Source organism: Niveispirillum lacus (assembly GCF_002251795.1).
Classification (GTDB): domain Bacteria; phylum Pseudomonadota; class Alphaproteobacteria; order Azospirillales; family Azospirillaceae; genus Niveispirillum; species Niveispirillum lacus.
The window spans coordinates 18,106-30,090 of sequence record NZ_NOXU01000022.1 but is presented as its reverse complement, the minus strand read 5'-3'; the positions used below and the strand labels follow the sequence as shown (position 1 = coordinate 30,090).

11 protein-coding genes are annotated in these 11,985 nt (G+C 63.6%); 5 read left to right on the top strand and 6 right to left on the bottom strand.

Annotated elements, in window-relative coordinates; genetic code table 11:
- Window positions 1-42: 42 nt before the first annotated feature.
- Window positions 43-1,851: an ATP-binding protein gene (locus CHU95_RS04050; RefSeq protein WP_094453996.1), complete on the top strand. Its 1,809-nt coding sequence runs from the start codon at window positions 43-45 to the stop codon at window positions 1,849-1,851.
- Between the two features lie 15 nt (window positions 1,852-1,866).
- Here CHU95_RS04050 and CHU95_RS04045 read toward each other — a convergent pair whose 3' ends face one another.
- A complete protein-coding gene (locus CHU95_RS04045) occupies window positions 1,867-2,805 on the bottom strand; it encodes an alpha/beta fold hydrolase (RefSeq protein WP_094453994.1) in 939 nt (312 codons plus the stop codon).
- Between the two features lie 169 nt (window positions 2,806-2,974).
- Between CHU95_RS04045 and cmk the strand changes: the two genes are divergently transcribed.
- From cmk to CHU95_RS04025, 4 genes are all read left to right on the top strand, one after another.
- The gene (cmk, locus tag CHU95_RS04040) at window positions 2,975-3,634 is read left to right on the top strand and encodes a (d)CMP kinase (protein WP_094453992.1); all 660 of its coding nucleotides are present in this window, start codon (window positions 2,975-2,977) and stop codon (window positions 3,632-3,634) included.
- A 499-nt stretch (window positions 3,635-4,133) separates the two neighbouring features.
- Complete coding sequence (gene rpsA / locus CHU95_RS04035; RefSeq protein ID WP_094453990.1) at window positions 4,134-5,828, top strand: 30S ribosomal protein S1; 1,695 nt, start codon at window positions 4,134-4,136, stop codon at window positions 5,826-5,828.
- Between the two features lie 177 nt (window positions 5,829-6,005).
- Window positions 6,006-7,250, top strand: a complete 1,245-nt coding sequence (gene argJ, locus CHU95_RS04030) for a bifunctional glutamate N-acetyltransferase/amino-acid acetyltransferase ArgJ (RefSeq protein ID WP_094453988.1) — start codon at window positions 6,006-6,008, stop codon at window positions 7,248-7,250.
- A complete protein-coding gene (locus CHU95_RS04025; protein ID WP_094453986.1) occupies window positions 7,247-7,696 on the top strand; it encodes a (deoxy)nucleoside triphosphate pyrophosphohydrolase in 450 nt (149 codons plus the stop codon). The genes argJ and CHU95_RS04025 overlap by 4 nt, the downstream gene beginning before the upstream one ends.
- 22 nt (window positions 7,697-7,718) lie before the next feature.
- Here the strand turns inward: CHU95_RS04025 and CHU95_RS04020 are convergent, their stop codons facing one another.
- The 5 genes from CHU95_RS04020 to CHU95_RS04000 form a co-directional block, all read right to left on the bottom strand.
- Window positions 7,719-8,117, bottom strand: a complete 399-nt coding sequence (locus CHU95_RS04020) for a hypothetical protein (RefSeq protein ID WP_094453984.1) — start codon at window positions 8,115-8,117, stop codon at window positions 7,719-7,721.
- A gap of 105 nt (window positions 8,118-8,222) precedes the next feature.
- Complete coding sequence (locus tag CHU95_RS04015) at window positions 8,223-9,008, bottom strand: MmyB family transcriptional regulator (RefSeq protein ID WP_094453982.1); 786 nt, start codon at window positions 9,006-9,008, stop codon at window positions 8,223-8,225.
- A 13-nt stretch (window positions 9,009-9,021) separates the two neighbouring features.
- Window positions 9,022-10,323, bottom strand: coding sequence for a glutathionylspermidine synthase family protein (locus CHU95_RS04010; protein WP_094453980.1), 1,302 nt, complete (start codon window positions 10,321-10,323; stop codon window positions 9,022-9,024).
- Window positions 10,324-10,395: 72 nt separating this feature from the next.
- A complete protein-coding gene (locus tag CHU95_RS04005) occupies window positions 10,396-11,037 on the bottom strand; it encodes a DUF1190 domain-containing protein (RefSeq protein WP_094453978.1) in 642 nt (213 codons plus the stop codon).
- Window positions 11,038-11,092: 55 nt separating this feature from the next.
- On the bottom strand, window positions 11,093-11,917 hold the full coding sequence (locus tag CHU95_RS04000) for a hypothetical protein (protein ID WP_094453976.1): 825 nt from the start codon (window positions 11,915-11,917) through the stop codon (window positions 11,093-11,095).
- Window positions 11,918-11,985: the final 68 nt, after the last annotated feature.

Genomic DNA, 11,985 nt, shown 5'->3' with positions numbered 1-11,985 from the left:
ATTCCGGCGATAATCCTCTACACTCGTGTTAATAAGGGGTGAATGGTCATGCATCTGATGCATGACGGGGGATGGTTGATGGCGCAGGCCCAAAGGCTGATCTTGGCGAACCTGTTCGTGGCCTTGGCCTGTGCGGCAGCGGGCTGGCTGGGTTTGCAGGTGACGGTCGGGGAAGCGGCAGTACCCCTGGTCTGGCCCCCCGCCGGCATTGCCTTTGCCGCCCTGTGGCTTCGCGGCCCTTCGATGCTGCCGGGTATCTTTATCGGCGCCGCCGGTTTTAGCCTGATTTCCGCAGGAAACCCTGTCTTTTCCCTGCTCATCGGGCTCGGTACTTGCCTGCCGGCTTTCGTGGCTTGCACATGGCTGCACCACACACGGCCCGACCAGCCCCTGCTCGACGGTCCGGGAGGGTTGGTGGCTTTTCTCGCCATTCCCGTGCTGGCGGGCCCGATTTTAAGTGCGACGGTCGGTACGGTGGCGACCGTCGCAGGCGGTGACAATCTAGAGGCGGCAACAGCCAGTATCTGGATCAGTCGGTGGGTCGGGGATGCCATGGGTATCCTGCTCCTGGCGCCACCGCTGGTATTGGTCACGGCACCGGGGGCCACGTCACTGCTGCGCCGACGCTGGGTCACGGCCCTCGGGCTGGTGGTCGGGGGTGCGGCGCTCTTGACCATGATCGCCCTGCTGGAGCCGTTATGGATGCGCGAAGGTGGGCGCTTTGCCCTATTCTGTCTGATTCTGACTGCCGGGTTGCGCCTGGGTCTTCTGGGTACTTCGCTTTATACCCTGTTGGTGGCGGCGGGCCTGACGGTGATGACGGCACATGGGCAGGGGCCTTTCGCCGCCGCTGACTATCAAACCAGCTTTGCCAGTCTGCTGGCGGCGCTGTCGATCCTGTCGGTGGCGGGGCTGGCCATTGCCACGGTGATGGCTACGCTGCGTCGGGTGATGTTGGCCGAACGGGAGGCGCGGCACCAGGCAGAACAGGCCCTGGCCCGCCTTTGCCAAACCCAGAACAATCTGGTGCAAGCAGAAAAGATGGCGTCATTGGGCCGGCTTGTCGCCGGTATCGCGCATGAGGTCAACACACCTGTCGGTACCGCCCTGGCCGCCGCCACCCGGCTGGCCAATGACACGCGCAGCATCGAACAGGCACTGGCCACCGGCACTTTACGCCGCGAGCAGATGAATGAATATATCGACGCCACCTCCTTGGCGGCGCGCATCCTGCAATCCAACATGGAACGCGCGTCCCGCCTGATCGAAAGCTTCAAGCATGTGGCCGTCGACCGGACGCGTCAGGATCGCCGTCGTTTCGATCTGGCCGGCTATCTGGAAGAGGTGGTGATTTCCCTGCGGCCACAGACCCGCAAGACACCGCATGCGATCGCCCTGACCGGCGCCACCCGCCTGTCGGTGGACACCTATCCCGATGCCGTGGCGCAACTGGTAACCAATCTGCTGGTGAATGCCGTCACCCATGCCTTTCCCGAAGACCAGCCGGGGCGGGTGGAGTTGGATCTGCGCGCCGATCCGACGGGCTGGATCGAACTGCGAGTGCGTGACAATGGCAAAGGCATGACCCGCGAACAGCTCGAACATATGTTCGAGCCATTTTTTACCACAGGCCGGGAAAAGGGCGGCAGCGGCCTTGGTCTTTATCTGGCCTATAGCCAGGTCACCCAGAAGCTGGGCGGCACCTTGATCGTGGAAAGCAGCATGCCCAACCGGGGGACCTGCTTCCTGGCCCGCTTCCCCGCTGTGGCCCCGCCTCTGTCGGAAACTGGCGAAATCAGACCCGATCCGCCGGCTCCCATTGATCTGGCCGCCAAACGCCGCAGCGCCTGACGGCCAGACGGCACCTCACTGCATCAGGAATTCGCGGACTTTAACGATCGTCGTGGCCGGGTCTTCTTCCTGGGGCATGTGGCCCAGGCCGGGGAAACTGACCAGACGGGTGTTGGGCATGGCCGCCTGGAACTTCGCCGGTGTGGTGGTGAAGGGCACCAGCCAGTCCTTCTCACCCCAGACCAGCAGGGTCGGCGCCTGGATCGTGCGCAGGGTCTCTGTCGGGTCCTGGATCATATAGGCCGACGCGCGCAGCAACCGCGCCTTTCGCACCCCGGGTGACAGCCATGATTGATAATAGGTGTCCAGCATCTGGTCGCTGAACCGAGTCGGATCACCATAGAGCGGCCCGATCATGGCCCGCACTGCATCGCGCTTCAAAGAGTAGGGCATCAGCTTCAAGGCGGCGGGCAACTCAACCTTCTGGCCAAACCCGATCCCGGGCAGCGGGAACCCGCCCGGCGAGACGAGCACCAGCTTTTCCACTCTGTCCGGATTGGCCGCTGCGAAGTGCCAGGCGATCTGCCCGCCCAGGGAACTGCCGATCAGGGTGGCTTTCCCAATTTTCAGCGTGTCCAACAGATCCTTTAAGTGCAGGGCATCACGTTCCGGACCATAGCTGCCCGTCGGGTCCGGCCCTGTCAGACCATGGCCTGACAGATCATACCGGATGACGCGATGATCCTTGGACAGGTCGGCGGCCCAGCCATCCCAACTCTGCAACATGGCGGCATTGCCATGGATCATCACAACCACGGGCGCCGCCTCTGGACCTTCTTGCCGCACATGGAACCGCAGGCCCGAGGCTTCGACAAAATCACCGGGCCCTCGGGCAAATCTTGTCTGCGCCTCGGCCTGCGATAGATCGGGCGTCCACGCCCACCACACGGCACCGCCGACGCTGACCGCCACCAGCAACAGGACAGCCAGCAGGATTTTTCCCAACAGGCGCATCGTGATCCCCCCCAGAATTTGGTTATGTCGGAAAAAGGATGGGCAATGAAGCGGCTATCGGCAAGTCAAATGAAAACCGAATCAAGGTTCATTTTGATGCCTGCCCTTGACGGGGGCGACGGCTTGGCGCAAAGCCTGCCGCATTGCCCGCAGCCACCGGATGAAGCCCATGTCCCGCCCCGTCATCGCCATTGATGGACCCGCCGCGTCCGGCAAGGGCACCTTGGCCCGTAAGGTAGCAGAGGCCATGGGATATGCATTGCTGGATACCGGTGCGCTCTATCGCGGGGTGGCCCTGACCATGATCCGCGCGGGTGCCGATCTGGGCGACGCTGATGCGGCAACCGCAACGGCCCGGTCCCTGACGGCGACCGATATTGACCGGCTGACCCATGACCCTGACCTGCGGCTGGATACCACCGCGTCCGGTGCTTCCCGCGTCTCTGCCGTGCCCGGTGTGCGACAGGCCCTGCTGGATTTCCAGCGCGCTTTCGCCGCCAACCCGCCGGATGGCCGTCCGGGCGCTGTGCTGGACGGGCGTGACATCGGCACGGTGATTTGCCCTGATGCTGCCGTGAAACTGTTCGTGACGGCCAGCGTGGACGTACGGGCAAAGCGTCGTTTTGCGGAATTGCAAGGTCGCGGAGAAAAGCCTGACTTTGCCGATGTTCTGGCCGACATGCGGGCCCGCGACGACCGTGACACCAAACGCGCCGTCGCCCCCCTGGTCCCCGCCGTCGACGCCGTGATCATCGACAATTCGGACATGTCGCCACAACAGGTGCTGGACACTGCCCTGGCGGTGGTTCGGGAAAAGCTTCCCGCCTGACGCCGAATTGGGCGCGCAAGCCGGGGCGGTAAGTACCGACACCCCACGTCTGGGGGGCGATACCATATGACACCCATGCGCGGTGCGCTGCGGAAACGCAGGTCTTTGATTGACTCTAGCGGTTGCGGGGGCGGCCCATCGCGGCTATAAGACCCGCCTGTCCCGAAGGACATGAAGGATCGTGACGCGAGCGGACGACCGCCAGGAAAACCTGGGGGGCGTCGTTGCCCGCGTTTTTGCTTGTAAACGTCCTCGCCGGTGCGATGCATCCGGTGCCGCCATGGCCTTCGCCGGTACCTGTCAGGCATCCCGCCTGACTTTGCCGGTTTCTTCGGGATGGACCTGTCCGGGTGACTGGACAGGCAATCTGTACCAAGTCGTCGGGCGTGGTGTCCGGCGCGGCGGTGGCAAGGCTTTTCGACCGGCTCGGGCGTGCCGGACACGAAGGGTGGCGCCAGCGTTGGTTTCAACCCGAAACAGTCTGCCCATTGGAGTTTACATGGCACAGGTTTCCGCCGCGAAGGAAAGCTTCGCCGCTCTGCTTGAAGAGTCCTTCGGTTCCTCCGACAGCCTGGAAGGCACCGTCGTTAAGGGCCGCATCCTCAGCATCGACAATGACCAGGTCCTGATCGATGTCGGCCTGAAGTCCGAGGGCCGCGTTGCCCTGAAGGAATTCGCCGTTCCCGGTCAGCCGATCGAGCTGAAGGTCGGTGATACCGTCGAAGTTTACCTGGAGCGCATGGAAGACAAGAACGGCGAAGCCGTCCTGTCGCGTGAAAAGGCCAAGCGCGAGGAAGCCTGGACCCTGCTGGAAAAGTCCTTCACGGACCAGTCCCGCGTCACCGGCATCATCTTCGGCCGCGTCAAGGGTGGCTTCACTGTCGATCTCAATGGCGCCGTGGCCTTCCTGCCGGGCAGCCAGGTCGATATCCGTCCGGTGCGCGATATCACCCCGCTGATGGGCACGCCGCAGCCCTTCCAGATCCTGAAGATGGACCGCTCGCGCGGCAACATCGTTGTCTCCCGCCGCGCCGTGCTGGAAGAAAGCCGTGCGGAAGCCCGCTCCGAACTGGTCGCCTCCCTCAAGGAAGGCCAGATCCTGCAGGGTGTGGTCAAGAACATCACCGATTACGGTGCGTTCGTTGATCTGGGTGGCGTTGACGGTCTGCTGCACGTCACCGACATCGCCTGGCGCCGCATCAACCACCCGTCGGAAGCCCTGCAGATCGGCCAGACCGTCACGGTCCAGGTCATCCGCTTCAACTCCGAGACCCAGCGCATCAGCCTCGGCATGAAGCAGCTTGAGGCCGATCCGTGGGAAGGCGTGGAAGCCAAGTACCCGCCGCAGGCCAAGTTCAAGGGCCGCGTCACCAACATCACCGACTACGGCGCCTTTGTGGAGCTGGAGCCCGGTATCGAAGGTCTGGTGCACGTCTCCGAGATGAGCTGGACCAAGAAGAACGTCCATCCGGGCAAGATCGTTTCCACCTCGCAGGAAGTGGAAGTGATGGTGCTGGACGTGGATCCGGTGAAGCGCCGTATCTCCCTGGGTCTGAAGCAGACCATGCAGAACCCCTGGGAAGCCTTCGTCGAGAAGTTCCCGGGCGGCACCGAGCTGGAAGGCGAAGTCAAGAACATCACCGAATTCGGTCTGTTCGTGGGTCTGCCGGGCGATATCGACGGTATGGTGCACCTGTCCGATCTGGACTGGAACACCCCCGGCGAGCAGGCGATCCAGGAATACAAGAAGGGCGATCAGGTCAAGGTCAAGGTCCTGGACGTTGACGTTGAGAAGGAACGCATCTCTCTGGGCATCAAGCAGTTGGCTTCCGATCCGTTCGAAAGCGCCGCTGCTGGTATCAAGAAGGGCGAGGTCGTCACCTGCACCGTGACCCAGATCACCGAAGGTGGCATCGAGGTCGAAGTGGGCGAAGGCTTCACCGGCTTCATCCGCAAGTCCGACCTGTCGCGTGAACGTTCCGAGCAGCGCCCCGACCGCTTCGCTGTTGGCGAGAAGGTTGATGCCAAGGTCACGCAGGTTGATCGCGGTTCCCGCAAGATCGGCCTGTCGATCAAGGCCAAGGAAGTCGAGGAAGAGAAGTCCGCGATGGCCGAGTTCGGTTCGTCCGACTCGGGCGCTTCGCTGGGCGACATCCTGGGTGCGGCCCTGAAGCGCAAGCAGCAGAACGACTGATCTGGTTCAGGTCAGCGCCTGTGATGTGCGTTGATTAAGCGAAGGCCGTCGGGGCAACCCGGCGGCCTTTTGCTTTGGGGGCCGCCGTGCGGTCTTGTCATCGAAGCTGCACTTGACCCGGACGCCCTGCATCGGCTTGATGCGGCAGACCAATCCCCTGCCCCGGAGCATGCATTCATGGCGACCGCCGTCTCTCCGCTCGCCCCCGCCTCCTTCCCGTCACTGCCGCCCGTGGCGGGCGTGCGTCTGGCCGGCCACCGGGCCGGCATCCGCTACAAGACGCCGCGTAATGATGTGATGGTGGCGGTCCTGGACGCGGGGTCCAGTGTGGCCGCCGTGCTGACCCGCTCTCTGACCGCGTCGGCCCCCGTCCATCGCTGTCGCGCCCATCTTGCCGGTGGGGCCGTGCGGGCCTTGGTGGTGAATGCCGGGAATTCCAATGCCTTCACCGGCAAGGCGGGGGAAGCGTTCGTGGATGCGACCATCGACGCGACCGTCTCGCTGTTGGGCTGCAAACCGACCGAGATTTTTCCCGCGTCGACCGGCGTTATCGGGCAGCCGATGCCCGCCGACCTGATCGCCAAGTCGCTGCCGGAAGCCTTCGGCAAGCTGGCCCCGGCGGAAGGCGAGGCCTGGGAAGTGGCGGCCCGCGCCATCATGACCACCGACACATTCCCCAAGGGTGCCTCGGCTACGGCCACCATTGATGGCGTCACTGTGACCGTCGCCGGCTTCGCCAAGGGCAGCGGCATGATTGCACCCGACATGGCAACCATGCTGGCCTATGTCTTCACCGACGCCAATATCGCCCCGGCACCGCTGCAGACCGCCCTGTCCGCCGCCACGGACCGCAGCTTTAATGCCATCACGGTCGATGGCGACACCTCCACCTCCGACACGCTGGTCCTCTGCGCCACCCGCAAGGCGGACCATGCTGCCATTGAGGATGCTGGCGATCCGCGTCTGGTTGCCTTTGCCACGGCCTTGGACGCTGTCTGCCTGGACCTGGCCAAGCAGATCGTGCGTGACGGTGAAGGGGCGACCAAGTTTGTGGAAGTGCGCGTCACGGGCGCTGAAAGCGACGCCGCCGCCAAGCGCATCGCCCTGACTATTGCCAATTCCCCGCTGGTGAAGACCGCCGTGGCCGGTGAGGATGCCAATTGGGGCCGTATCGTGGCCGCTGTGGGCCGGGCCGGTGAACGCGCAGACCGTGACCTGCTGGTCATCTCCGCCGGTGGCGTGCAGATCTGCGCCAATGGGATGGAGGTGCCCGGTTACGACGAGGCGCCGGTGGCCGCCCATATGAAGGGCCAGGAAATCCTGTTCGAGGTCGATATCGGCCTGGGGTCTGGCAAGGCCACGGTCTGGACCTGTGACCTGACCCACGGCTATATCGACATTAATGGCAGTTACCGGTCGTGAGCGGCGGTGACACGCCCTGCTGGCAGGAACCGGTCCGTCAAGGGCCGGTCCGCACCGTCCTGGTCGCCGCGGTCGCCCTGGTCGATGCCGATGGCCGCGTCCTGCTGGCCCAGCGTCCGCCGGGTAAGTCCATGGCGGGCCTGTGGGAATTCCCCGGTGGCAAGGTCGATGCGGGCGAGACGCCGGAAGCGGCCCTCGTGCGGGAACTGAAGGAGGAGTTGGGGATCGATACGGCCGAAAGCTGCCTTGCTCCCCTGACCTTCGCCAGCCACCTCTATGATGATTTCCACCTGCTGATGCCGCTTTATGTCGTTCGTGTCTGGAAGGGCACGCCCACGCCGATGGAGGGGCAGCAATTGGCCTGGGTGAAACCCGTGCGCATGGTCGATTACCCCATGCCGCCCGCCGATATTCCGCTGATCCCGATCCTGCGCGATTTGCTTTAACAGCGGCGGCGCAGACTGTCAGTCAGGCCGGTATGGGCGCGCGCAGGGCCCGAATTTCGGCGATGATGAAGCCGATCACGACCAGTGCCTGACCCAGCAGGAAGCCTGTGCCCAGCATATTCGGTTGGATAATGCTGCTGAAGGCCAGGATCACACTGGCGAGTGTCCACCCGATATTGCCCACAATAATAAAGGCTACCATCCCGTAGGGCGACGGCCGTATGCGCCAGGTAATGAAAATCAACAGTGCCACCGGAAACAATAGGGCCCCAGCCCACCATAACAGAGGCTCCGGGATTGCTGTAATCGCGGCGATGGTTCCCGCCAGCGCGACCAGCAACAGGCCCATCGCCGCACAGGTCACGGCATCCAGCAGCAGCACACGTGACAATGGGGGATGTGGGTTGGTCTGGGCTTGCATGTGACGTCCTTTCGTTTCATTGGCGGTTTTGTGCAGTGTGATGCCGCAAAGTCCGCCGAAATGGGCGCCAGGTCGATTACGTCACAGGTAATGCGGTATCGGGGGTCAGCGCAGCAGCTCCGCGCGCGTTGGTTCATCCGCGGGGTAGAAACATTCTAGGGTCAGTTCGGACAGGGTGATGTCTGTCGCAGTGCCAAAAACCGTGGTGGTGGAGAGAAAGGACAAGGCGTTGCCGCTCTGTGGGCTGCGGATGCGCAAGGGAATGGCGATACCCAATGTGACTTCCGGCGGGCGTAGCAGGATCGGGCCGGCGATGGCCCGCAATTCGGCATAAAGCGTCTGAAGGTCCGCATCGCCGGAAATGTCAGCCTCCCGCCGCAATCGCCCCAACAGATGGTGTCGCCATTCCGGCAGGTTCAGGATCCAGGGGGCCAGACCGTCGGGCGACAGGCTCAGTCGCAGGACATTAACGGGCGGCGACAGTGGTTGGGAGAGCATCTGAGCCAGCATAAGGTGCAGGGACTGGTTGGCTGTGACCAGGTTCCAGTGCCGGTCCACTGCCAACGCCGGGAACGGTTCGTGCCCCGCCAGAATGGCATCGATGGTTGACCGGGCTTGCACCATCGCCGGGGCGTCAAGCCCCTGCGCTTGATATAGTGGCGCATAGCCTGCCGCCAGCAGCAGCCGATTCTGCTCCCGTGGCGGCAGGTTTAACGCTTCGGCCAGCTTCAACAGCAGGGCCCGGCTTGGGACCGATCGACCGCATTCAACGAAGCTGAGGTGCCGCGTCGATATCTCGGCCTCACCCGCCAGCGCCATCTGACTGACGTGCCGGCGGGCGCGCCAGTCGCGTAAAAGGGCACCGACGCTTGCATTCGCAGCCTTTACCATCGACCCCCGTCACCTACTCGAACCGGTGCGGCACAAAGCGGGAAGTGTCGCGGGTAACGGCAGACACATCCTCGCGGATGCCGATGCCGCGACAGACATCACCAATCATCCAGGACCCGATCACCGCATGATGGTCGCGCATCACACCGCGCGCATCCGGCGCGCGGGCCGTCACCACGGGCGACCAGGCCTGATAGACATACCCTTCTTCACCATAGGGGCCGGCAACGTCCAGATCGCGCGTCGTGGGGCGGCCATCGGCCCCCATGGTCACAACGCTGATATTCGCCCCCTCACGGCCCAGTAAGGGTTTGGCCACCACCTTGGACCCAGGGCCAAAGGCACGGCGGTCGAAATGCGCTTCCACCAGATAGGGGTGGTGGGGATACATCTCCCACAGGACAGCCAGCAACCCTTTGTTGGACAGCAGCATTTTCCAGGCGGGTTCAACCACCCGCACCGCATCACGCCGCGTCAGGTCCAGCAGGTTGGTGCCGAAATCATCGGCGACCAGCCATTCCCAGGGCGTCAACTTGAACAGGCACTTGATCTCTTGCTCTTCCAGATCGGTAAAATAACCGCGTGTCTGGCGGGCCAGATGGTCCTGCTCCACGGTCCAGCCAATATCCGACAGGGCGATGCTCTTGGTCGCCAGGCCGGCCTCGATGGCCGTATCCTGGAGATAACGCAGCGTGCCCTCATCCTCGGTATGCGGCATGGCGCAGGTCAGGTGCAGGGCACGGCCCGCCTCCCACACACCCCGCCGATCACGGTCATCGGCCAGTAACCGGTCGGCACGCAGCAGCGCCTGCCATTGCGCAACCAGCCCCTCATGGATGGAGTTGAACTGGTCCCCGTCGGGGAACACCTCCTCCAGCCACGCCCATTGCGCCACGGCGGCCTCGTACAGACCGGTTGGCGTATCAGCGTTAAATTCCAACAGCTTCGGCATGCCATCGCCATAATCGCCGCCGCCATAGGCGAGATCGAACCGGCCATAGAGGGAGAATTCGCGGCCCTGACGCTGACGCTCCCACGACGCTTCGATGGCCGGTACGGCATGGGCCGGAATGTTCAGCAGCGGGTAGAGTTTTTCATCAACGATCCGCTTGGCCGCCGCCAGGCACATCTTGTGCAGTTCGACCGATGCATCATCCAGCAGATCGATCTCCGCCTCACTGAACACCCAGCAGGCGCTTTCATCCCAATAAAGCCCCGTCGGATCGGAGTCGGTCGGGATTGTGTGGAAATCGAATCCCAATGCCTCCATGCGGGCTTTCCAATCGGGACGCGGGCGCAGTGACTGGCGATGCATGATTTTATCCGGTCTGCTGGTCGCAGGAAGGAGCAGGGAGAAGGGCCAAGCCCGGACGTGGGCAGGGCAGCATTAGCTGCCACCGCCCCCGAACTTGGCCGACGATTTGCCAAATCCGCCCCGGTTGGTGCTTTTGGTGACGGTGCCCACCTGGCCCGATTTGCCCCGCATCTCGGTTTTCATGCTGTAGCCGGTTTTGCCCGCGCTGAAACTGTCACGGCTGACCGGGGCGCGGCCCAATGTACCCCGGCCGCTATGCATGAAACCGTCGCGGTCAATAAAGATCGGGCGCGGATAGTAATATCCACCACGGCCGCCGATGTACCCGCCGCCATAACTTTGCGATGGCGGCTGGAGGGCCTTGGCCAGCATGAAACCCATCAGGGCCGGGACAAAGACACTGCTCATGCTGCCATCGGGTTGGGCCAGGACCAGGGGTTGGCAGGCGCCATTGCCCATGGTCGCCTCACAGGCGGCGGCACTGTCAAAACGCGGTGTGGTTTGCAGGTGCAGTTGTTTGGCCTGTTCAAAGGCACTGCTGCATTCCTGCGGGCCGAACTCCACCTGGCACGCCTCCACCGTCGGGAAGATACGGGCTTCTGTCTCCTGTACCTCCTCGCCGCCACAGCCTGACAGCATCAGGGCCGCCGCCCCCCCGACAAGCAGGGTGGAGACATGGGCGGAACGGCGGCGTTTGCGCTGTTGGTCGGTCATGGCGGCCCAGATGGCGATGGTGGCGGGGAACGGTTACGGTCAGAGGGCGTGGGCTCTATTTGCTCCACTTATCGGTGATGGCCAGCGGTGCTGCCTGTTGCGACGGGCTTTTCAGGCGGGCCAGACGTTCGTGCACCGACAGGGCCGGGCCACCGCCCTTGCCCACGGCGGCCAGGGCCGCCTGAATGTCGGCATCGCCCATATCGTCAGACGATTTGCGGCTCAGATCACCCAGGGCCTGGGCCTTCATGCGGGCGGCTTCGGCATTGGCGCGGGCCTCGTTGGCGCGGCGCGTCATGGCGTCAATCGCGGTGTTCAGCTTCGAGCCGCCATCATCGCGCAGGCCGGCCACCTGGGCGGCGCGGTTGGCGCGCTCGCGCTCGCGCTCTTCCTGGATACTGGCACGCTGCATGTCACGCTCGGCCTTGGCGAGAGCAGACTTGGCCTCGGTCAGGGCGCTGGCCTTCTCGCGATAGGCAACCTCTGCTTCGGCCACCAGCGCCTCGGCCTCGTCGGCCTCGCGCTGCTCGATGGCGACCTCGCTCTCCAATTCTTCCAATTGGGCCAGTAGCTTGGCAAGGCTGGCTTCCAGGCTGGCCTTACGCTCACCCTCGGCGGTCGCCAGCAGGCTGTTCAGATGTTCGGCGGCGGCCAGACGGCGGTCATAATTCTCCCGTGCCTCCACGGCCTCCTTGCGCTCGCGCTGCATTTCAGCGCGCAGATTGGTCAAGAGCTTTCCGGCCTTGTCGAGATCGGCCTCCATGACCCGCAACTGGGCGACGGACGCGCTCTTGGGATCCATGGCGACCAGGGCATCCACCACCTGGCGGCCAACCTTCTCACCCTTTACACCCAGCAGCGTGCGGAAAAACTGCATCATCTGGCAAGACTCCTGAAATCCAAACAGAACGGCCCCGCTGGACAGGACCGGGCGGGTTAACCATAGAT

Coding starts and splice junctions, on each gene's coding strand:
- CHU95_RS04050 (WP_094453996.1), top strand. CDS start 43: ATGGTCATGCATCTGATGCATGACGGGGGATGGTTGATGGCGCAGGCC.
- CHU95_RS04045 (WP_094453994.1), bottom strand. CDS start 2,805: ATGCGCCTGTTGGGAAAAATCCTGCTGGCTGTCCTGTTGCTGGTGGCG.
- cmk (WP_094453992.1), top strand. CDS start 2,975: ATGTCCCGCCCCGTCATCGCCATTGATGGACCCGCCGCGTCCGGCAAG.
- rpsA (WP_094453990.1), top strand. CDS start 4,134: ATGGCACAGGTTTCCGCCGCGAAGGAAAGCTTCGCCGCTCTGCTTGAA.
- argJ (WP_094453988.1), top strand. CDS start 6,006: ATGGCGACCGCCGTCTCTCCGCTCGCCCCCGCCTCCTTCCCGTCACTG.
- CHU95_RS04020 (WP_094453984.1), bottom strand. CDS start 8,117: ATGCAAGCCCAGACCAACCCACATCCCCCATTGTCACGTGTGCTGCTG.
- CHU95_RS04015 (WP_094453982.1), bottom strand. CDS start 9,008: ATGGTAAAGGCTGCGAATGCAAGCGTCGGTGCCCTTTTACGCGACTGG.
- CHU95_RS04010 (WP_094453980.1), bottom strand. CDS start 10,323: ATGCATCGCCAGTCACTGCGCCCGCGTCCCGATTGGAAAGCCCGCATG.
- CHU95_RS04005 (WP_094453978.1), bottom strand. CDS start 11,037: ATGACCGACCAACAGCGCAAACGCCGCCGTTCCGCCCATGTCTCCACC.
- CHU95_RS04000 (WP_094453976.1), bottom strand. CDS start 11,917: ATGATGCAGTTTTTCCGCACGCTGCTGGGTGTAAAGGGTGAGAAGGTT.